The organism is Exiguobacterium sp. s168, from assembly GCF_018619035.1.
GTDB classification, from domain to species: Bacteria; Bacillota; Bacilli; order Exiguobacteriales; family Exiguobacteriaceae; genus Exiguobacterium_A; species Exiguobacterium_A acetylicum.
Genome location: NZ_JACSNE010000009.1, coordinates 37,180 through 58,448, shown reverse-complemented (window position 1 = coordinate 58,448; position 21,269 = coordinate 37,180). Strand labels below are relative to the sequence as shown.

Genomic DNA, 21,269 nt, shown 5'->3' with positions numbered 1-21,269 from the left:
ATGCAATTGATCATACCAAAAGGCTTTAACCTCATCATTCTTACGATGACAGGTGCAAGCGGCGTCATCGTGGGACTCTATGGTCCTGTCTGGATTGCGGCTTTATTACTCGCCTATACATTATATGGCTGGGTGATGCCGTATTATCTCGAATACGTTGCGAAGCGAATTCGCGTCCGCCTCCTTGAGACGGTTCGCGCTTTTCGAGAGGAAACGATCCAGATACCGTTCGAATTGTCGAACCCAACGAAGTTACCACTCGGTCGCATCACGATCTCTGGGTTGCTCGGGGATCAGATCAAGCTTCCTGATGCGAGTAGTCAATTTTGGCGTCAACACTTATATGTCAGCAAACAGACAATTGTGCCGTTTTCAATCGATGTCATTGCCGCTCACCGAGGAACGATTCGGATTCAGTCGTTTGACGTCATGATCTCGGATCCGTTTCATTTGATCACAATCTATGTGACGCTTGATATCCAAGAGCTGGGTCACGTCTTCCCTGACTTTGCACCAGCGTCAGTCGAGTGGAATGAGCGGATGATTCCCGGTGAGACGATTGATCGCTCGAGTCCGTTCACCGATCGCTCGAGTTTCCACTCCGTCGTCCCCTACTCCGGAGATGCGAAGTCGATCTACTGGTCCGCTTATGCGAAGACGAATAAGCTGTACTCGTATCAATATGACCGGAAACGTAACCATGATTATGCCGTCATCGTCGATGGCTTGTCCGCAGACGGACTCGCCCTCCGCTCGGACTTCGAGAAACTATTATCGCGTGCCGCGACGATCATCCGTGAACTCGAGAAACAAGGGGCTTCCTACAGCCTCTGGATTTCGATGGTCAACCGATCCGGTCAGTGGTACCATGTTCCGTCTGGTATGGGAAAACATCAATTCCTACGGACGATGGAATGCCTTGCCCGGATTTCCGAATACGATCTACCGCTCGAGCGCCGGTACTTCACGAAGCGATTGCAACGTAGTGTGCCGTCGACGACGGCGGAGATACATCTCGGTCACCGGCAGAAAGGAGTGAGCGCATGATTCTCTGGTGGATATTCCTTGCGAGTCTGTTACCGGTTCCGTTCTATCTCGCGCTCGCTCTTCCGGCACTCGCTTTCGTACCACATCGTTCGATTCGAATCGGATTACAGTTACTCGTGGCGGGATCCTTGTTTTTCCTCTCTCCCGTAGCTAGCGTCTTAGCCCTCGTCTTCGTCGCCTGGACCGCGTTTCTTGATACGGTCGATTCGGCGTGGCGTTACGCTACGAGTGCGATGGTCATCGGCGTCGTGATGGTATTTTTCCCGGGAGTGACACCACCAATTGGCGCATTTTTAATTTTGGTCTTCGTCATTGCGTATCCATTCGTCGTCACCTACATGACAGAATGGCGGCGTATCTTCCCGACGATCGCGTTAGTCCTCAGCGCGGGGCTGATCATCGCTGTTGTCTTCCGTCTCACGAAAGAAGCGCTCGTCGGATCCGTCACGAGTGCGATTCGTCCGCTATTTGAAGCATTCGGTTCATTATTCCTTTGGACGGAACCACTTGGTCGGGAAGCGGACACGATGACGAACCGGGCAATGGGGCTAGAGAATATCAAAGGTGTTCAAGACGTGGAGCAAGCTGCCGTCCAGGCAGGAACACCGGATTGGATTTGGGTCGCAACGACACTTCTGACGGTGATCTTAGTTGCGGTTACGCTTTATGTCATCCGGAAGCGAAAAGTCATAGCAATCGAAAGAGAACAAACCGTCAAACACTCCAAACAAGTACGGGCACATGCGCCAAAACGGCATAGTCATCATCCGCTTCTGAAGATTGCTTCTCAGCTCGAGCAAGCTTTCCCAAGACGCCATGAAGAGACGACGCTTGAATGGCTGACACGGATCGAGTTCCCGGATACGGTGCAAAATGCTCGTCTGATTGACGGGATTGAGTTCAGTCCAAGTGAACCGGCCTACGACATCCAGACGTTCCGCCGTCAAGTACGCGAACAAATCGAACGCTAACGAAAAGCCCCTGCTCATGGAGCGGGGGCTTCCTCGTCGCATAATGTGCGCATCAATTGGTTGCGTGGTGTCGTCGCAAGACCCCAGTCGCAGATCGCATCGAGTAAGGGAATCAAGGAAACACCTTTCTCGCTCAACGCATATTCGACGCGGGGTGGGATCTCCGGGTAGACGGTCCGCGTAATCAAGCCATCTTGTTCGAGTTGCTTCAGTTGCTGTGTCAGCGTCTTCGGTGAGACGTCCTGGATATAACGCTCCAGTGTATTAAAACGTACCGCACCTTCCTCATGCAGCTCGTACAAGATCATCACTTTCCATTTGCCTTGAATCTGACGCATCGTCGCATCGAACTCATTTAGATACGGCATACTGTTCCCTCCCTTACCAAAAGGTAACCGACTGACCTAAAAGTGCGTACTTCTAGGATTGGTTTCCCTCTGTTATCTTCAATTTATCATATCAAATAAGGAGACGATATTATGAAAACAGGATTCATTGCCATCACAGGTGCTACGTCAGGAATCGGGCATGCGATTGCGCGAACGTTCATTCAGAAAGGGTACCGCGTCTTATTGCTCGGACGACGAATTGATCGTCTGGCGAGCCTTGCTTCAGACGATGTCTTGATTCGCCAAGTCGCAGCCACCGACCGAGCTGCCCTCGATGCTGCTTTAGCAGACGCGACGGAAGCGTTCGGACCGGTCGAAGCCATCATCAATAATGCGGGTCGGATGTTACTCGGTCAAATCGAGACACAAGATGCGGAAGAATGGGAAGAGATGTTTGACGTCAACGCGCTCGGTGTCTTACACGGGATGCAAGCTGTCCTTCCCTCGATGGTGAAACGGAAGACCGGCACGATCATCAACATCAGCTCGATTGCCGGTAAAAAGACGTTCGCAGACCACGCCGCGTACGTCGGCACGAAATTCGCCGTCCACGCGATGAGTGAGAACGTCCGAGGTGAAGTCGCGTCCCATGGTGTCCGCGTCATGACGATTGCACCAGGTGTCGTCGAGACAGAACTGCTCGGTCATACGACAAGTGACGCGATTAAGGACGGCTACAACGAATGGAAACAGTCGATTGACGGTGGACTCGATCCGCAAGTCGTCGCGGACACTGTCTTATTCGCCTTCGAGCAACCGCAACATGTCAACATCCGGGAAATCGTCTTAGCCCCGACGAAACAACTCGATTGACGAAAAAACAGATCGAAGTGTTTGGAAGTAGATGTACTTCCGAGCGCTTCGGTCTGTTTCATTCAAGCGTTACTTTGCTAAGTGACTCTGTTCAATCGTTTGAAAGATCGATTGATAGATCTTCAGTTGCTCTGACCGATTCAGTCGTTCGATTCCCTCACCAAACAACCAGGTCGTCTCTTGTGTATCGTCATAGAGCATACCAGCCGCAAACGTCGGATTCGGCACCGAGATGCTTTCCTCATAGGATAGACTCGGATCAAGAAACGGTTCGATGGATTTTTGAGAGCCGATAAAGAAAAAGGGAATCTGCGCCTTCCGGTAGACTGTAGCATAGTCACGTCCCGCTGCCTGATGTAAGTACTCCGGCATAATCATGACGGCGTCGTATCGTCGTAAATCTCCTTTGATCTCCTGCAGATCAATCGAGTGGAAGTCCGGTGATTGCGTAAGAACTGGAGCCGTTCCGACGACGGCGATGGTGAGATCGATGGTACTGGCTTTTGGCGTCAACGTTGGTTTTTTCATCATACATACGGTAAGCAGTAGACTGAGTGCAAGTAAAGTCATGACGGTTCTTTGTCTCATCTGTCCCTCCATGATTTCCTAATATTAGGTCTTTCGCCTAGTTCCTTTATACCATAGAAATGGGTGACGTTATGTTTTTGCACAATAGGGAAATCGCGTGAATAAAGTACCAACAGAAGCCAATAAAAAAAGACTCCCTGATTGGAGTCTCCTTACTTTTCAGCATCGATTTTCGAAGCTTTTTTTGCAATGACGACAATAAAGACGATGGCACCGACAGGAATCACGAGCGGCATCCAGTCGAGGATATACTGTGCGTTCATCGTATCCCCCCTTACCTAGCAAACTATAAGCGTAGCATATGCCAATTGTTAGGGAGTTGCAAGTCACAGTTGGGGCAGAAGTTCGTTCACGATCGCGTAATAAATCAAGATACTTGTCGAGAGCGTATATCCGATGAATAAAAGGGGTGTGAATTTAGGTTTCATGCGTCGTTCGATCAAGCGTAGCGAGCCGATGGTGACGACAAGAGCGACGACCGGACTGAATCCGAACACGACGATATCTAAGGATGTCACGACATCTTCTGGAAACACGAGATGAAAGACAAAAAGTGAGAATAAGTACCACGATGTATAGGATAGACAAACGAAGAAGAGGAAAGCAGCTAGTTTCCGCATCCCGTTTGATTGGCTTTTTTCCATCTGTTGCATGTCGTTCCTCCTACATAAGTATCAGATACCCTTAATAGTAACTGGAACTATTCGCTTAAAATATTCAAATATGAATATCCGACAAAAAACGACAAAAAGTTTTTTTCTCGACAATTTAAAAAAGCAAAATCCACGGTCAAGTGAACCTTGCTTTAGCCCTTAGAGAGCAGGTGTTTCGACTTGGTACATCGTCGCAAGACCTGCCACCTTGTTCTTGAATGTCTCCCGCCGTTCGACAGGCGCGATGATTTCCGCCTGGTTGCCGAACTGAATCAGCCACATCATGAAACCGTCGGAAAAGAGCGCATCGACTTTGACCTCGAACCAGAGGTCATCGAGACGACGGCAGCGGATATCCGTTCCGAACCGGTCGACGACGGTTGGCATCAGACTCTCCTGGAATTTAAGCGTCAATTGCTCGTTCTCTCCCCCGTACATGTTGAACATGTTACTTAAGTAACTCGGCTCGACATGGACCGGTTCTTCCATCGGTTCGAACGCTTTACAATCGACGATTCGGTCGACCCGGTACGTTCGGATCTCTTTGATCCGCTCATCGCGTCCAATCAAATAGTAATTTCCGTTATCCATCAACAGATGAGCCGGAGAAACGAGGTAATGCTCGCCATCCTTCCGTAACTCGAACTTTCGCGTCCGTTCGTTAAACTTTCCTTGGTACTGGAAACTGATGATGAAACCATCGCTAATTGCTTTCTGGATTGTATCGATCGAGCGCGACGTCATTCCTTTTGGTTTTTTGACAGTATGTAGCACCGGTTGGAGTGATTCCGCCATCTTATCACTCGTCAACGACTGAATCGTTTGAACGAGCGACGTCGTCTCACTTTCCGAGATGAACTTTGCACTGGCGATGGCATCGACCAGCAATCGGAGCTGATGATGCTCAAAAGGACGACTGACGAGATGATACGGAATGGCAAGCCCATTCTTCGTCTCTTCCGCCACGACGTCGAAACCTGATTTGGCAAGTGCCGCAATATCATCCTTCAACGATTTTCGGGATAACTTCTCGATCAATCCTCGTTTCGAGAGTTCCATGCTCAATTCCTCAAGCGTCAACGTATGGTCTTCATCCGACTGACGTTCGAAGATTTCTCGTACAGCAAGTAAGCGGTCACGGTTCGTTAATTTTTCGTTTGACACTACGCATCCTCATTTCCTAAGTCACAATGGTTTGGTTATACTTTACAGTATACATGAAAATAAATTCGAGATTAACAATAAAATGGTAATAATTAAGAGATAGGAGAATTTGGATGCATTATATTGCAGAATGGAACGGTCAGCGCTTTGATTACCGGGATAGCGGAAGTGGTCCCGTCATTCTTTTGATTCATGGTACGCAGTCGGATTACCGGGAAGTCTACCATGTCGAAAAATTAATTGCTGCAGGATATCGAGTCATCGTGCCATCGCGTCCGGGATATGGAAGAACACCACTTCAGCTCGCTGATAGTCCGGAGGCACTTGCAACGTTCTACGCTGAGTGGCTGACATCCCGCCAGATTAAACAGTACACCGTTTACGGCATCTCTGCAGGTGGACCGACAGCAATCGCGCTTGCTGGAATGGATCCAGGCGTTCATGCTCTCGTCTTAGCGTGTGCAATGACACACCGGATCTCGCTTCCCTATCACCGGCTTCTGATACAACCGGTCTTACAACGTCCTTTACAGTTCATCCAGTGGGGGCTCTGGACATACGTGAAGGATAAGATTCGCAAGTTTCCTGAAGAAGCAGCGGTTCGGATGGTCGAGATGACGAGTCTTTTACCACGCGAAACAATCCGTACTCATATTAGTGAGACGGATGCATCGTTGTTGTATGAAGTTGGTCTCCAAAATGGTCCTGGGCGAGGTGTCTTGTTTGATATCACACAAGACATCGAACGAGAACGGCTTGAAGCCGTCACGTGTCCCGTATTGATCGTCCATTCGAAGTCAGACCGTGCTGTTCCGTTCGAGCATGCGGATCACGCACGACGGAGCATTCCTCACGCGCAGTTCATTGAATCGAAAAGTCCCGGTCACCTGATCTGGATCGGTCCATCCGCACGTCGGGATGAACGGATGATCGAACGGTTCATCGCCTTCAATCAGATGACTTGAAGGCGGAGCCGCATTTTTAGCTTTTCATCATCCTCCTCGATCGCAATCAGACCACGACGCGTCAGTTCACCAATCGCACGACGCGTCCGGTCTTGATTAAGTCGGGCACAACGGGCAATCTCAGCGATGCCCATTCGACATGACAATTGGTTCGCTTTGATCTTCGATGAAGGCTTCGCGACGGAACGTTGTAAGAGACGCCAAAAAACATGGCGGGCATCTTCTGATAAAGCATAGGCATTTTTCTCGATCACTGGCGGCATATAACGAACGTCTTCTCGAATCCGGCGAATCAGATAAAGACTGAGCCATTCTTCGAGCTCCGCTTGAATTCGCGAGAATTCGAACCACCAGAGTTGCTCGAGTGCCTCTTCTTCTTTTGTCGCCAGTTGCCAGCTAGCAGGAATCTCATCAAACTCTTCCTCAAGCCAATCTTCGTAATCGAGTGCCGTCTCATACAAGACTTGTGACGGGATCTGCTCGAGTGACGTCCGATGTTTATAGATATCAAAGCTCATCCGTCGAAAATGTTCGACGGATGCAGCCACTTGGCTCAAATGAATCAATTGTTTCGTAATGTGTCGCGCCAGTCCATCCATCTCGAGGTGGATGGCATATAAGTGTTTTTCTAGCGCAATGAGCGTGCTTCTCTCCATTCGACTGTTCCTCCCCTATTTGTTTTTCGTCTTCTTGTCTTTTTCCGCAAAACCCTTATTCAAAACCAATTGTGAGCATATCGGTGTATTGACAGTGCAGTTTGGAATAGAATAGAACAATCGAATTCAAAAGGAGATGCACGTTATGTATACGATTTTTGGTAGCTCACGAAAAGGAAACAGTGAATGGCTCGCGGAACAAGCATTGAAAGACATCCCTCATGTTGCTGTCGATTTGGCGAACGTCTCGATTCAGCCGATCGAAGACCGCCGTCATCACGGAGGCTTTTTGCCGATCGGTGATGACTATCGCCGGATCGTCGAAGAGATGCTTCTTCACGATGACATCCTGTTCATTACTCCGATTTACTGGTACTCGATGTCGACGAAGATGAAACTATTCATCGATCGATTCAGCGAGTCACTGCGCGACGAAGAGCTCGACTTCAAAAGCCGGATGGCGGGGAAACGATTCCACTTGATCGCGGTCGGAGGAGACAATCCACGCGTTAAAGGACAAGCGCTCGTCACGCAGTTCGAGCATATCGCATCGTTCCTTGGCGCGACGCTTGAGACAGCGATTCTTGCTGAAGGGAATGCACCGGGTGAGGTCGAGCGCGATCAAGAAGCGATTGCGGCAATCGAAGCGTTTCGTGAAAAAATATCAGGAGCACGTGTTTAAGCACGGTTCGTGAAGGGAATTATCTGAAGCAGAGTGCACGACTGTTTAGCGTACGACTCAATTCAGGAGGTGGTCAGCCATGTTCGCATCTAAAAAACGATCGAATCGCAAGTGGAAACAACTGACTTCACGCCAGCATATCCTTCATCTTGAGCATCTGTATCAATCACGCGAAGAGACGATTGTCCGTGATCGCCTCTCCTTACAACACATCATGGAACGTGCAGTCCGGACCGGACAGACGGTCCACGTACGATTAAAACAACTCGATACGGTATCCGGTTCGATCCAAGCGATTTTTCATGACCGCGGAACGATCGAACTCGTCACATCGACAGGCATGCGCCGGATGGTGCGAGCATCGGACGTCATCGATATCGAGTGGAAGACAACCTAACAGCATTCAACCCCTTCTCGACTAGAGGAGGGGTTTTGGTTTACATGAGCCCTTTGTCGCCACACGGTTGATCTTCGAGTACACATTCAGCATGTTCGAGCAACGGACGTGTCATAGTCGAGCTTGAATCGTAAATGTCGTCCATAACCCGTACATCAAGAGGTACCGGATAACGGACGGACTTCCGCGCGCCACCCGTAAGCTTCCCCTTCTGCGACTTGCGTCGTTGGGTGAAGAGAAGCCAGTTCCATTGCCTGATCCAAATCACGTGCTTCAAAGACGATCAAACTTCCGATCTGCTCCCCATGCGTTCGATCCGGTTCTACTTTCCTCTGTACGACCCCATCCTGCCAGTAAAATGCTTTTGTCGTAAGACCAGGGTGCCAGTCTGATAGGATGTTGACTTTTTCATTAAAGGTGTCCATTAACGCATCACAACGCGACATCAAAGCATCGATCTCTTCCTTCGATAAAGCATCCATCCGCTCAGCATCATAATAACCGACATATAAGAATTGCATCGTCTTTCCTCCTCTCATTTTCCAATTCCCTTCCATGAGCAGACTAAACAAAAGCCTCCTGTCTCTACGCTGAGAAACAGAAGGCTTATGTATCATTCATCTTTTAACTTGACGTTTTGATCGGCTGGTAACGTCGTCGTCGTTTCCTCGTCTTCGAGTTTCGGTACGCCAGCACCATAATCGGTTGCTTCATCCGTCACGTACGACGCCGCGAACGCTGGATTCAGTAAATCGGATTTCGAACCGACGATGACGATCCGACCGTGTCGGACTTCATCTTCTAGGTCCTCAGCGACATCCTTCGTCATGCCAAGCTCGGACAACTGCGCGATCCGGTCGTTTCGGTTGCTCCGGACGGCCGATAGTAGTGTCTCAAAGAATGACTTCTTTGTCACACGGTACGGTAACGTCTGCGTGTCATTTGCGATACGTTCTGCGAGTTCTTCGTCCTTCGCAAAGATGTAAATCTGTTTATTCGAATAGCCACTTGATTTGAGGCTCGTCACTTCTGCGTCGACAGCGGTCATGTTTCGTACGATGCGTGTTTCAAGCATAAAAATCCCTCTCTTTCATGCAGCAAGCTGCTGATAAGAAGTTATACCCGAAACATAATAGTTGAAACCTGAAATTGAAAAATGGATTAAGCAGCAGTCTGGATTGCTGCTGTGCGCCGCTTTTGCCAGATTGTAAACAAGGTAATCAGAATCATCAGGACGATTTGCGGGAGGAGCGTCTCGAGCGTCGGATAAAAGCCAATCCACCCGGCAGTTCCGAGTCCATTGATCGGATGAATCGGTAAGACGTTCGTCAGCTGCAACGCGTGCAGACTCGTACCAAGAATCTTGAACGCCATTAGATAGATTAACCACGACGCGACTTGGAACAGGCGGTGGATCGGTAAACGGACACCGATCTGAATGACCGCATACGAGACGAGACCGATGATGACGATCGCAAGACCAATCCCGGACAACAAAGCAGTTTTTGTCATCGCCGGCGCCATTCCGATGTAGAACAACAGCGTCTCGGCGCCTTCTCGGAAGATCGTCAAGAAGCTGACGAAGAACAAGGACGTCGTCGAAAGCGTCGACAAAAAGTGTTTTCGTTTGGCGAAGGCGCTTTTCGAGTGCAACCAGTAGCCGACGAACAACATGACAACGACCGCGACGATGCCCGTATAGCCTTCAATTTGTTCCCGACCTGTCGCTGCGAACGAGGCCTGGAAGACGGTCTGGAGGATAAGCGCTAACAGACTGCTTGCAATCAGACCAAGCCCGGCGCCTGCCCAAACCTTCCCTTCTTGTTTCGATCGACTTTTCCGCGCGAAAGCAACAAGCGCGCTGACGATCAATAACGCTTCGAGACCTTCCCGCAGCATGACGAGCATTGCATCAACAAACGTATAATGCGTCTTCGTTTGTAATTGTGCGATAGCATTCTCAAACGACTGGAGTTCTTGTGCCGTCTTTACCCGCGTTTCCGGCTTCAGTCGGGCAAGTAACAGTGGTACATCGGATTCAAGCTGGGAATAGAGACCTTCATTACGTGTCCGAACCTCACCTTCCGCACGTGGCCAAGTCTTCAGAAACGCTTCAAGCGCTTCTTTTGCTTTCGGCAGATCATTTGCAGCTAGTGCGGTTTGCGCCTCCTCGAGTGGCGTCAGCAGCGACTGCAGTCCCGTTTTCTTCGCCTGGACTTTCTCTCCGTCGAGGAAAGACTGAACGGCCGTATCGAACTGATCAAGTGCGGCTTTCCATTCCTTCGTATCCGCGGAATCACGCGCCGCCGCGATCCGGATTGACGCAAGTGCCATCTCGATGTTGCCATAGTGACCGACACTGTCATTGCGAACAAGACTCTCGTGCGTCGCCCATGCGGTCAACAATCGTTGCTCCGCTGCCGGACGGTCACTCGCTTTGACCTGCCGCATTTCTTTCGTCAACGAAAGCAATTGCTTCACCTTTGCTTTCGCAACCGGATCCGTCTTCGGTTTCGTTGCTTCTTCCTGCTTCCGGACGGCAGCAGAGAGTGCTGTCAGTTGCTCGCGGACTTCCGGAAACGTTGCCGACCGTTTCGCATCGACCTGTTTGACAGCTTTCATGATTGCCGCTTGCTGTTCCGGTAAGTCTTTGGATGCTTGATTCAGTTCATCGATCGCTTGATTCAGTGCCGCGCGATCTTCACTTGCAACAGCGGACAAGGCTTGTCCGATCGCGACATAGAGATCATCCGTCGATGCAGCATGGACAGGCACCGCGTGTTGACCGGCCATAAGGAGTACAAGTAAAAGGGCAAGATTACGCAAATAACGCATCACCGATATAGCCTCCTTTCGAAATCCCACCGAAGCAGGCGAAGATGGCACTACCACGGTGCGTGATGTATTCATTTAATCGATCCTGCGCGGCAAGACGACGTTGAATCTCGATGAATTGTTTCGGTGAACGCTGATACGATAAAAACAGCAGTCCAGCATCAAGGGCTCCCGTCTTTTCATCGATGCCGTCCTGATACGAGTAGGAACGGCGTAAGATGGCTGTCTTCCCGTCTCCATGCGCGACAGCGGTATGCGAGTCAACCGGTAAGGCAGCTTCGCCACGAGCTTGTCGTTTCGCTGGTGTGACGGAAGCGAACTCGTCTGTTGAGCCGAGCGGCGCCCCGGAAGCACGCTCGCGTCCGAAGGTCCGTTCTTGCTCTTTTAGAATCGTCCGGTCCCAGACTTCGAGATGCATCTGAATGCGACGGACGACAAGGAACGAGCCGTTCGTCAACCACGGTGTCCCGTCTTGCCACTGACAAAAGAGCGATTCTTTCCGGACCTGCTTCTTCGAGACGTCAGGATTTCCCGTACCGTCCTTGAAGCCAAATAGATTGCGCGGGGTTCCACCAGAGGCATCTGCTGCTTTGCTGCGCTGGAAACCAGCTTGGGACCATCGCATCGCGACCGTTCCGCGCCCGACACGGACGAGGTTACGGATCGCATGGAAGACGACTTGCGCATCATCACCACAGACTTGGACGACGAGGTCGCCTCCACTCCATTTTTCGTCTAAACGATCGAGGTCGAACGTCGGCAACGCTTGGAGCGCTTCCGGTCGTTTATGACGGATGCCAAAACGACCGTCAAACAGACTTGGACCGCACCCGAACGTAAACGTCAAGTGACCGGCAGATAATCCGTCCGCTTCCCCCGTATCTTCTGGTGGCACGTAACGGGAGTCGGAATCGCCGTACGGTAAACCGGCAGCAAGTCTGGCACATAACCGCGTCCAGCGTTTTAATAAATCGACCAACTCATCGCGTCGCTCCGTCTTGATATCAAACGCCACGACTTGGACGTGATTTTGTGGGGGTGTCAGAATTCCCGCTTGATACGTTCCGTAGAACGGCTCTTGGTCACTTGCTTCAACAGTCAATGTCCGCGGGAGGAACTTTTCAAGACCACTGGCATACAGGGCGGCCCCGAGACTCGTCAAGCCTGCGACCTTCAGGACGTCACGCCGCGTGACACCTTCTTGGATTGGTTTCATGCTTATCCCTCCAGTACGATGCCCATTTTCGAGAGCGGTTCCGCAAGTTCATTGATGGCGACACTCATCTGTTTGACGTCTTGTTTCGAGAGACTCGTATAGAGGACATAGCCGTCACCCTGTTTTTTCGCATCGAGTAACGCGTGGACATCCTTGAAGCGATCCGCGATCTCTTTTGATAACGCCGCATCTTGTTTTTTTAGCGCCGGGTTCAACAGTTCGTAGATCTTCTCAGCCCCTTCGACGTTTGCCGCGAAGTCATATAAGTCCGTATGTGAATAGCGGTCTTCTTCGCCTGTCACTTTTGACGTCGAGACTTCGTTTAACAGATCTGTCGCCCCCGTGACGAGTAATTCTGGTGTCACCTCGACCGTCTCGACCTTCGCCCGCAGTAAGTGAACGTCCTTCATCAATTGTTTCGCGTATGCTTCATAGCCTTTTGTCGTTCCCTTTTCAAATAACCCTTGCTCGATCCGGTGGTAGCCACCCCACTCCGACGCTTTAACGTCGCCTGCTCGCGCATCGATTTTCGGATCGAGGTCACCGAACACTTCCGCGATTGGTTCTGCACGTTCGTAGTGCATCCGTGTTGGCGCGTACAACGCTTTCGCATCTTCGAGTTTGCCAGCCTGTACGGCATCGGTGAACTTTTCCGTCTCGCGGACGAACGTATCGATTTCGTTGATCGCATACGTTCGGTAATCCGTGACGACCTGATCAAAATTCGTCTTTTTTGGTGCCGGTGTCTCCGCTTGTTTCGCTTCACTGCAACCTGCTAAAACGACGGCGAGCGCCCCTGTCATCAATAATGCTTGTTTCATGTATAGTTCCCCCTGTTACTAATTAAGTCAGTTCCTTAAATAGTATAGACGACAATGATAATCGTTATCAATAAAAAATTTTGCGCAATTAAAAAAGCTTGAACCGGTTCATTTCAACCGATTCAAGCGCTTCGTTATGCTTGTTCTTTTCGTTTTTTGAAGTACGTCCGTGAAATGATGAATGTGACGATCCCGAAGCCAATGAAGACGAACGCTTTTTGGAATAAGCTCAGGAACGACAAATCGAACAGTAAAAGCTTGACGGCACTGATCGTCAGTAGCAACAATCCGGACAATCGCCACGTCGACGACGTCCGCATCCGACCGATCGCGACAAGGACGAGTGCGAGGACGATATAGGCAGCGGACAACGTCGTACTACGCGCCGTTTCTTCAAGACCGCGGTAGAACGGTAACTCCATGATAATCAACGTATAGGTCGTAAAGACACCGATCGCAGCTAAGACGAGAACAAGTTGCCATGACCCTTTCCAGACCGGATCACGATGTGTCTGAACAAGGAGCAAGACGAATGCTGTCGAAGCAATGACCATAGCGAGCACCGTCAAGGCGTAAGACAGACCTAAGCTTTGATAGGATTCATAATCAACGACGGCAGAAAAGATGAAGACGACATACAAGCCGACGTTAAACAACCGTTGATGCGGCATCCGCGCCCGCGGAACGAACCAAAATGCGGCGATCAACCCGGCAATCAAGAAGTAGCGCAGTTGATACGTCCAGCTGATGGCATCTGCCGGAATCAAGAGGACGGCGACGAGTAAGGCAACGTGACCGACGCCGTTTTGCGCCGAATCCTTTAATCGATCAGCAAGCACATAGGCAACGCCAGCAAACAGAATCGCGATTAGCGTCCCGAACGACCAATCAAGAATCAGTAACGTCAGCAAGACGACAACACCAGCAAGCCAGCTTGGGGCGTTTGGCTGAAACTGGATCCGTCGTCCGACGAAAGACGTTGCGCCGTAACCGAAGAATGTCGCAAGTAAGAGAGACCATTCATCGAGTTTCGGGACACCATCGTCGTACCGTGAGAGCGTCAACGACAACAATCCAAACGCGAGTGCAATCGTAAAGATCACCCAAGCGAAGACGAACGCTTTCTTTGCCTTCAGTCGGTCAACGGCAAAGAAGATCGCTGCGAACAAGACGACTTCGTACAATAAGAAGAGCGGTAAGTTCGGCTCGTCCGATAATTGTAGATACGGTAATAAGAAACCGGTGATGGATACGAGGACCAGTAAGGCTTGCGATCGCATCCAGAGCATCAGACCGTACGCGATGAAGACGACGACGAGCTCAAGTAAGAAGGCTAAAGACGGTGGATAGAATTGATATAAGGCCATCCCGGCGAACAGTGCCGCCAACGCGACGATCGTACCGGTCGCGACGAGTCCGACCCCGAGCTCGCGTCGTTTCTTCTCATACTGGTATTCTCCAAGGGCGATGACGAGTAGACCGATCAATACCCCACTTCCGATGCGGACAGGCGGACTGATCAGACCGGCAACCGAGGCGTAGGAGAACAGGAACAAGGCTCCGAGTGCAGCGAATATCGCTCCAATCCGGGGTAACCAGACGGTCGCGATGACCTGTTCCCATTCTTCGCGGGAGCGTTTTTCCTTAAATGTTGGTTGAGGAACAACCGGTTTTCGTTTCGTATAAGCAGGGCGCGGGGCTGGGCGAGCGACCGTACTCACTTCTGGTTCGCTCGGTTCAGGTGCGACAGGCGAAGTGTGCTGTCCTTCAAGGGCAGCTACTCGTTGTCGTAACGCCGCGACCTCCTGCTCGAGACGCGTGATCCGTGGATCTTCCATCTCTTCACTTCCTTTCATGGATACATTGTCATTCTTTTACACACCTAGCAGGTGAACTCCTTCATTTTACAGTAGATTTCGTATCGATATGCCTGAAAATGACAAAAATCCGGTCGCGTGGGAGCGACCGGATGAGGGTTTAACGAACAGATAACGCATATTGTCCCGTTTGATTGAAAACGGATGTGAACTGCGAGCGACTGACACTGTACTTGCCGCGGTATGGGTCCGAGACGTAGAACGAACCGCTTGAGACACCTGTCACGAGCATGACGTGATAGTTCCGGTAACCTGTGAATGTTTTACCGTCCGGTTTGATCCAAGAGAAGTAGCCATATGGATTCTTGAAATCGACCGTTGCCCAGACGATGACCGGGTTACCGCTACGAATCTCACTCTCAATTTTCGAGACGCCTTGTTTCGAGATATCAACGGCACCACTGCGGTATTTTTTCGCAAGTGGTAGGATCCCTTTCGGATAGATGCCCCAGTTCTTGTAGTAATCGAGCGTGCCGGCTGGATTCCCCGTGAACATTTTTTCTGGATCTGCCCAGTAATACTTCCCGTTCTTATACGTCGCGTTCTTCATGCTTTTCGGCATTTGATTATAGAGTGACGCAGCAGAAACGGCTTTTTTCTTGTATTCGAGTGCCATCTTCAACGAGACGAACTCACAGCCAGATGGATACCCGAGTGAATATTGATTGTAGTACGGAACATTTAACTGTTTCGTCGTCGTCGATGGTTTTGACTTCGAAACGTATTGCGTCGAGATATAGCGGTAGCTTCCCTTGTAGAGAATCCGTGTCCAGCTCCCTGACGTGCCGTATGTCGCAACGGCAACCCCTTTATTCAGCTGTCCTACGACTTTATACTTCGTTCCAGCACCCGTACGGACGTTGAGTGTGCCGACCGTCGTATACTTCGTTCCCGTCGACGTATATTTCGACGAAGACGATTTGACGTAGTTCTTGTGTATGTAGCCTGTGCGGGATTTGTAGCTGATTTTATACCAGCTGCCGGACGTTCCCTTTGATGTGTAGACGTTCCCTTTGTAGACGTTACCGAGAATCTTGCTCGATGTCGACGGTTTCTCGCGGACGCGCAAGACATCCGTCGTCACGGTCAACTTCGTCGCGGCCTCAGCGATCAACGAAGGGCTGAGTACGCCAACGATGACAACCGCTACGAGCAATGCGGATAAGAATCGTTTCATGATAGACCCCCTATGTTTTGATTTAGTGAGACATTCCCTTATTCCCAACTTTTTGAAAAAATAATCAACATTTCTTTAGAAAAATCTGAAAAATAAGGAATGCACCTGTTCTTTATATCAAAAAAACCCGACCATGCCTATGGGCACAGTCGAGTTGTCATCAACCTGCAATCAAATTAAAATTTAATTTTGGATCGTCAAGATATAAGGTGACGGTTGCGCAAAAGCTTGTTCGAGCAGGTGGGCAACAAACAAGGTATCTTCTTCTTTCACCGGAAGCGGTGCATCTTCGACGATACTGCGGTAAAAGGCGCGATACATTTTACCGTAATCACCAACAGGACTCGGGATCCGGACGTCTTGCAGATGACCGTGTTCATCGTGATAGATCAAACGCCCATAATCGTCTTCTGAATCCTCACCGAATCCCTCTTCTCCTGGGAAGTAGTTCGCTTTCAAATCGAGCTCTTGCCGGTCGACGTGTTGTTTGATGAACGTGCCGTTCGTGCCGTGTAACATCCACCGGGGTGCCGGGGCAAGTGCGACATGACTCGTCCGGACGCTGACCTTGAGCTCCGGATAATAGAGATCAATCGCAAACGCGTCGTCTGGATTATGCGGCAGTCGAACACTGCGCACGTCAAAGGCGACCTTGTCCGGTTTTCCGAACAAAGCGATGATTTGATCGAGCGTATGGACGCCGAGTCCGTAAAGCGCACCGTTTTCGTGACGCGCATCAGCTGACGCCGCTTCTGGGCGGAATAGATCAAATTGCGAGACGACCTCGACGAGACGACCAAGTTTCCCGGAACGGATGATTTGCGCGACGACTTGGAAGTCGCTGTCGTAACGTCGGTTTTGATAGGCGAGAATCTTGACGCCTTGCGCATGTGCTTCTGCAAATAGACGCTTCGTCTCCTCTTCCGTCACCGTAAATGGCTTTTCGACGAGAACGTGCTTTTGATGTTGCAGCGCGAGCAACGCGTATTCGAAATGTGTCGCCGGTGGTGTATTGATGACGACGACATCAAGTGCCGGGTCAGCGAGCATTTCGGACAGATCCGTCGTAAAACGGGCATCCGGCAGTCGATCCTGATAGGATGCGAACAGCCCCGGTTTTTCCTTCCGATTGTAAATCCAGGTGACGTGATAGTTGTCCTCGATCATCACGTACGGTAAATGGTAACGGGTCGTACTTTTGCCAAAGCCGATGAAGCCGATATTCAATCGCATCCGATCACTCCTTGAACCGTTCTTTTTCTATTACCATACCAAACGAAACGACCGTTGTCTTGATTGAACCGCTTCAAGCCGTCGCTTCGATGCGTTCGTACTCATAAATCGAGAATCCATCCCGTGTTCCTTGATAGACGAATCCGAATGACGCGTAATAGGCATTGAGAAACTCGTTCGTCGCGACACAGTCAAGTCGTAGAATTTCTCCTTCATCCTCTGTCACAGCAATCGCGTGTTCGAGTAGTTTTCGACCGACACCCTGTCCTTTTGCACGGTCGCTGACGACGATTCGATGGATATACAGACCTTCTACATCATCCCACAAGGATTGATCCCATTCGAGCGAAGGAAGCAGGGCAACGGAACCAAGCAGCTCGTTCTGATCCTCAAAGACATACAAACGACCTGCTTCTAAATCTCGCGCGACGAGTTGGTCGATGTCTTGCTCCAGATAAGCAGACCACTGGCTACTGCCACTGGCTTTGAGGGAGAGCGCTTTTTGCTCAAGTAGGGTTGCGATGTTTCGAACGTCTTTTGATGTAGCTTGTCGTATCATGTTATTCCTCCTGTTACAAAAAAATTCTTCTCTATCCTAACGAATGTACAGCGTGAAGAAAACCTTTTTGCTTCAAGATTTCACGTTTGCCCATTATTTTGTGATTTTTTTCATATTTCACAATTTTATTTCAATGTAACGTATTCTTTTAGAAGTAATCTGACCCCCAGTCGTCACAACGGATAAACGACCGGCTTCCCACGAGCCGGTCGTTTTTTTGTATTTAGACGAGTTCGACCCAACGACGCGACAGATTCCGTACTTGCGCCCGGTACTCGTCGTCTTCAACGATCGGATTGCTGAGACGGGGTGCAGAGTCCGCATAGTAGCCACCGTTGTCAAGCGGCTCGTCGGTTGTTGCGAGGTAGAGTGCCGTCTTCGCACCGTATTCCGGCGTATAGAGCTTTCCAGTCCAGTATCCGACTTGGGCGACCGGCTTGAGTAACGTCTTCATCACTTTCCCGTACTTGCCGCGGTAGAACAGATCCGTATGGACGATCCCTGGGTGGACGCTGACGAACGTGATCCGATCGCCATGCTTCTCTGCCAGTTCACGCATATGAATCATTTGCAGGAGCTTTGATTCGCGGTAAGAACGCATCGGGCTATAGTGTTCTTTTTTGACGTGGGCGATGGCTTCGAGTTCGACGTCGGTCCGAATCAAGCCGCCTTCACCAGCGAGCGACGAAATCGAGATGACGCGCGGGTCGTTTCCTTTTTCAAGTAACGGCAATAAGCGCTCGATCAAGTAGAAATGACTCAAGTAGTTGACTTGAAATTGTGATTCGAAGCCGTCCTTCGTAACATGATACGGCGGTACCATGACTCCAGCGTTCAAAATCAAGCGGTCGATGCGACCGACTAAATCAAACAGACGATCCGCAAAGCGACGAACGGAGTCCAGTTGATCGAGTTGGACAATCTCGATTTCCAGATGCGTGTGCGATACACCATGTTCCCGCAGTAATTGCACGAGTGCCGTTGCTTTCTTCTGCGAACGGACGGTAGCGATGACCCGATCTCCTCGCTCCAATAATTCTTGAATCGTGACCATCCCCATGCCGGAGTTGGCACCCGTGACGATACAGATGTTCATCCCTTTTCCTCCTTGTGTTCCATTTTGAACGCAAATAGTTCTGTTTCTAGTTTTCCTTTTTCTTTTCGTTTGTACACCTCGTTTTGACGTTATTTTTCGAAATTTTCAAAAAGTAACGTATACTAAAAGGTGAACATGTTATCCCGAAAGAGGTGGTCGGATGGAAGAAGGGACGATTTTATTCGTCGCAGGAACGTTACTACTGATTGCGATCATCACGACGAAGTTCGCCGTCCGGTTAAATGTACCGACGTTGATTCTGTTCGTCGTCGTCGGGATCGTCGCAGGGTCAGATGTCACAGGAATCATCAACTTTGGTGATTTCGAGCAAGCCCGTCTCTTTGGGACGATGGCGCTCGTCCTGATTCTGTTTGACGGTGGCTTGCATACGAAGTGGACACACTTTCGGAAAATCCTCCCTGCCGCTCTGTCGCTTGCGACCGTCGGGGTCCTTGCGACGACGGGGATCATTGCGATCGTCGCGTATCTACTACTTGATTTTTCTTGGCCGGTCGCATTATTGATCGGCGCGCTCGTTGGCTCGACCGATGCGGCCGCTGTCTTTTCCCTGCTTAGTGGACGACCGGTCGATCCAAAAGTCAAACATACGCTCGAAGCGGAGTCCGGAACGAATGATCCGATGGCCGTCTTCCTGACGATTTTGTTCACGTCCTTTGCGTTAGCGCCGGAATCGTTCTCGATCGGTGCGGGTATTCTGTCCTTCATCTACGAGATGGGACTTGGGACGCTAGTTGGTCTCGCAATCGGGTATCTCGTCACGCAACTGCTGAACCGGATCGAGTTGCCCTCGTCCGCCCTTTATCCGACACTTCTGTTCAGTGGGGCGCTCTTCTCGTATGGTCTCGCGACGATTTTGCACGCCAGCGGATTTCTCGCCGTCTATTTGACCGGGATCTGGATCAACAATCATGACATGATCTACCGCGAGACGCTCAAACGCTTCAGTGGCAGCTTGTCGCATTTAGCAGAAATCGGCATGTTCATCATGCTCGGATTGCTCGTCTTCCCGAAACAATTGCTCGATCCCAGGACATTATTCGTCTCGGCCGTCATCGTCTTGACGTTGATCCTGCTCGCTCGTCCACTTGCCGTCGTCTTATCGCTGCTTCCGTTTCGGTATACGGTCAAAGAACAGAGTGTCATCACAGCAGCTGGTCTACGAGGAGCCGTTCCGATCATTCTCGCGACGTATCCCCTCTCCAGTGGTCTCGCGGAAGCACCGCTTCTTTTCAATATCGTCTTCTTTACGGTTATGACGTCTGCCCTTTTGCAAGGAACGGCCTTGCCGTGGATCGTCCGACGGATGGGGCTAGAAACACAGCACGACACGACGGTTGAACCGTTCTTAAAATTCATGACGGTCACTCATCCACAAGCGGAAATCATCGAGGTCAGGGTCTCGACAAACAGTGTGATTGCCGGGAAGACACTGCAGGATATCGAGATGCCGCAAGATGTACTTGTCGTCGCCATCATTCGTGAAGATGAAATTCTGACGCCGCGTGGTCAGACACGTGTCCTCGTAGACGATCAACTGTTGATTTTGACACCTAAACAAGCGGATCAGGACGTTCGACGGCTGATCGCGTCGCTCGGGTTATAGGTCGCTCTTTACACATCCTCCAGTAGGGTGTGTTTTTTGATATAGATTGGTATACTCAAAAAGGAAAATAAAGGAGGAACCTTGATGTTGAAACGATTACTTGCCGTCATCTTGACTACCACCCTCGTTTGCACCGTCCTAGCATACATATCCTATACACCGCTCCGAGATCAGGCATCGGATACAATGTATGAATCATTCGGGTCAACATTTTTGTTTTATGTCTTAGTGGCATTGCCGATCATCCTGCTGTCCGGCTTCTTACTCGACTTTATCATCGGCATGATCATCAACCGATCATCGACGACATTAGCGTATGTGCCGACAGTCCTCGGTTACGGAGTGTACGGCATCGTGATCGCGAGCCTGCTCATCGTACTGACGACGAAGGACGCATTTGATCTGCCACTTTCTTTTGCGATCGCTGGTCTGACAGCCATGATCTATTACAGCCTGTCCGTCGTCTTTAATCGACTGACACCAACACATTAAAAACGACCAGGTAC

General features: G+C 50.3%; 23 protein-coding genes. 8 read left to right on the top strand and 15 right to left on the bottom strand.

What is annotated here, in order from left to right; translation table 11 throughout:
* Window positions 1–1,047, top strand: coding sequence for a DUF58 domain-containing protein (locus tag KNQ15_RS07680; RefSeq protein WP_214728649.1), 1,047 nt, complete (start codon window positions 1–3; stop codon window positions 1,045–1,047).
* Window positions 1,044–2,018, top strand: coding sequence for a hypothetical protein (locus KNQ15_RS07675; RefSeq protein WP_214728647.1), 975 nt, complete (start codon window positions 1,044–1,046; stop codon window positions 2,016–2,018). Before KNQ15_RS07680 ends, KNQ15_RS07675 begins: the two co-directional genes overlap by 4 nt.
* Before the next feature lie 14 nt (window positions 2,019–2,032).
* On the opposite strand, the gene KNQ15_RS07670 is transcribed toward KNQ15_RS07675, so the two are convergent.
* Window positions 2,033–2,386, bottom strand: a complete 354-nt coding sequence (locus KNQ15_RS07670; protein ID WP_050677945.1) for a winged helix-turn-helix transcriptional regulator — start codon at window positions 2,384–2,386, stop codon at window positions 2,033–2,035.
* Between the two features lie 111 nt (window positions 2,387–2,497).
* Here KNQ15_RS07670 and KNQ15_RS07665 point away from each other — a divergent pair, with 111 nt between their 5' ends.
* Window positions 2,498–3,220: an SDR family oxidoreductase gene (locus KNQ15_RS07665; protein WP_050677944.1), complete on the top strand. Its 723-nt coding sequence runs from the start codon at window positions 2,498–2,500 to the stop codon at window positions 3,218–3,220.
* Window positions 3,221–3,289: 69 nt separating this feature from the next.
* Here the strand turns inward: KNQ15_RS07665 and KNQ15_RS07660 are convergent, their stop codons facing one another.
* The 3 genes from KNQ15_RS07660 to KNQ15_RS17035 form a co-directional block, all read right to left on the bottom strand.
* On the bottom strand, window positions 3,290–3,808 hold the full coding sequence (locus tag KNQ15_RS07660; protein WP_214728646.1) for a hypothetical protein: 519 nt from the start codon (window positions 3,806–3,808) through the stop codon (window positions 3,290–3,292).
* 326 nt (window positions 3,809–4,134) lie between these two features.
* Window positions 4,135–4,461 carry a hypothetical protein gene (locus KNQ15_RS07655; protein ID WP_214728644.1) on the bottom strand — a complete coding sequence of 109 codons (327 nt, stop codon included), beginning with the start codon at window positions 4,459–4,461 and terminating at the stop codon, window positions 4,135–4,137.
* A gap of 159 nt (window positions 4,462–4,620) precedes the next feature.
* Complete coding sequence (locus KNQ15_RS17035) at window positions 4,621–5,625, bottom strand: helix-turn-helix transcriptional regulator (protein ID WP_029341709.1); 1,005 nt, start codon at window positions 5,623–5,625, stop codon at window positions 4,621–4,623.
* Window positions 5,626–5,738: 113 nt separating this feature from the next.
* Between KNQ15_RS17035 and KNQ15_RS07645 the strand changes: the two genes are divergently transcribed.
* A complete protein-coding gene (locus tag KNQ15_RS07645) occupies window positions 5,739–6,590 on the top strand; it encodes an alpha/beta fold hydrolase (protein ID WP_214728642.1) in 852 nt (283 codons plus the stop codon).
* Here KNQ15_RS07645 and KNQ15_RS07640 read toward each other — a convergent pair.
* The gene (locus tag KNQ15_RS07640; protein WP_214728640.1) at window positions 6,578–7,246 is read right to left on the bottom strand and encodes a hypothetical protein; all 669 of its coding nucleotides are present in this window, start codon (window positions 7,244–7,246) and stop codon (window positions 6,578–6,580) included. The two genes, KNQ15_RS07645 and KNQ15_RS07640, sit on opposite strands and share 13 nt — an antisense overlap.
* A 145-nt stretch (window positions 7,247–7,391) precedes the next feature.
* Here KNQ15_RS07640 and KNQ15_RS07635 point away from each other — a divergent pair, with 145 nt between their 5' ends.
* Complete coding sequence (locus KNQ15_RS07635; protein WP_214728638.1) at window positions 7,392–7,928, top strand: flavodoxin family protein; 537 nt, start codon at window positions 7,392–7,394, stop codon at window positions 7,926–7,928.
* 79 nt (window positions 7,929–8,007) lie between these two features.
* Window positions 8,008–8,325 carry a hypothetical protein gene (locus KNQ15_RS07630; protein WP_050677938.1) on the top strand — a complete coding sequence of 106 codons (318 nt, stop codon included), beginning with the start codon at window positions 8,008–8,010 and terminating at the stop codon, window positions 8,323–8,325.
* A gap of 155 nt (window positions 8,326–8,480) precedes the next feature.
* On the opposite strand, the gene KNQ15_RS07625 is transcribed toward KNQ15_RS07630, so the two are convergent.
* From KNQ15_RS07625 to KNQ15_RS07580, 10 genes are all read right to left on the bottom strand, one after another.
* On the bottom strand, window positions 8,481–8,846 hold the full coding sequence (locus KNQ15_RS07625; protein ID WP_214728636.1) for a YciI family protein: 366 nt from the start codon (window positions 8,844–8,846) through the stop codon (window positions 8,481–8,483).
* A 92-nt stretch (window positions 8,847–8,938) separates the two neighbouring features.
* Window positions 8,939–9,400 (bottom strand): YflT domain-containing protein, encoded by a 462-nt coding sequence (locus KNQ15_RS07620; protein WP_023468312.1) that lies wholly within the window; start codon window positions 9,398–9,400, stop codon window positions 8,939–8,941.
* Window positions 9,401–9,486: 86 nt separating this feature from the next.
* Window positions 9,487–11,160: an FTR1 family protein gene (locus KNQ15_RS07615; RefSeq protein WP_214728708.1), complete on the bottom strand. Its 1,674-nt coding sequence runs from the start codon at window positions 11,158–11,160 to the stop codon at window positions 9,487–9,489.
* On the bottom strand, window positions 11,144–12,376 hold the full coding sequence (gene efeB / locus KNQ15_RS07610; protein WP_251137629.1) for an iron uptake transporter deferrochelatase/peroxidase subunit: 1,233 nt from the start codon (window positions 12,374–12,376) through the stop codon (window positions 11,144–11,146). The genes KNQ15_RS07615 and efeB overlap by 17 nt, the downstream gene beginning before the upstream one ends.
* Before the next feature lie 2 nt (window positions 12,377–12,378).
* Complete coding sequence (gene efeO, locus KNQ15_RS07605) at window positions 12,379–13,197, bottom strand: iron uptake system protein EfeO (protein ID WP_214728634.1); 819 nt, start codon at window positions 13,195–13,197, stop codon at window positions 12,379–12,381.
* A 134-nt stretch (window positions 13,198–13,331) separates the two neighbouring features.
* Entirely contained in the window at window positions 13,332–15,035 is a 1,704-nt protein-coding gene (locus KNQ15_RS07600) for a DUF2339 domain-containing protein (protein ID WP_214728632.1), read from the bottom strand.
* A 139-nt stretch (window positions 15,036–15,174) separates the two neighbouring features.
* Complete coding sequence (locus KNQ15_RS07595) at window positions 15,175–16,251, bottom strand: C39 family peptidase (RefSeq protein WP_214728630.1); 1,077 nt, start codon at window positions 16,249–16,251, stop codon at window positions 15,175–15,177.
* Between the two features lie 183 nt (window positions 16,252–16,434).
* Window positions 16,435–17,484 (bottom strand): oxidoreductase, encoded by a 1,050-nt coding sequence (locus KNQ15_RS07590; RefSeq protein ID WP_214728628.1) that lies wholly within the window; start codon window positions 17,482–17,484, stop codon window positions 16,435–16,437.
* A gap of 73 nt (window positions 17,485–17,557) precedes the next feature.
* On the bottom strand, window positions 17,558–18,043 hold the full coding sequence (locus tag KNQ15_RS07585; RefSeq protein WP_069940689.1) for a GNAT family N-acetyltransferase: 486 nt from the start codon (window positions 18,041–18,043) through the stop codon (window positions 17,558–17,560).
* A gap of 223 nt (window positions 18,044–18,266) precedes the next feature.
* Window positions 18,267–19,139, bottom strand: coding sequence for an SDR family NAD(P)-dependent oxidoreductase (locus KNQ15_RS07580; RefSeq protein WP_214728626.1), 873 nt, complete (start codon window positions 19,137–19,139; stop codon window positions 18,267–18,269).
* Window positions 19,140–19,299: 160 nt separating this feature from the next.
* Here KNQ15_RS07580 and KNQ15_RS07575 point away from each other — a divergent pair, with 160 nt between their 5' ends.
* Window positions 19,300–20,763, top strand: a complete 1,464-nt coding sequence (locus tag KNQ15_RS07575; protein WP_214728624.1) for a potassium/proton antiporter — start codon at window positions 19,300–19,302, stop codon at window positions 20,761–20,763.
* Window positions 20,764–20,847: 84 nt separating this feature from the next.
* Window positions 20,848–21,255, top strand: a complete 408-nt coding sequence (locus tag KNQ15_RS07570) for a hypothetical protein (RefSeq protein ID WP_214728622.1) — start codon at window positions 20,848–20,850, stop codon at window positions 21,253–21,255.
* Window positions 21,256–21,269 lie beyond the last annotated feature (14 nt).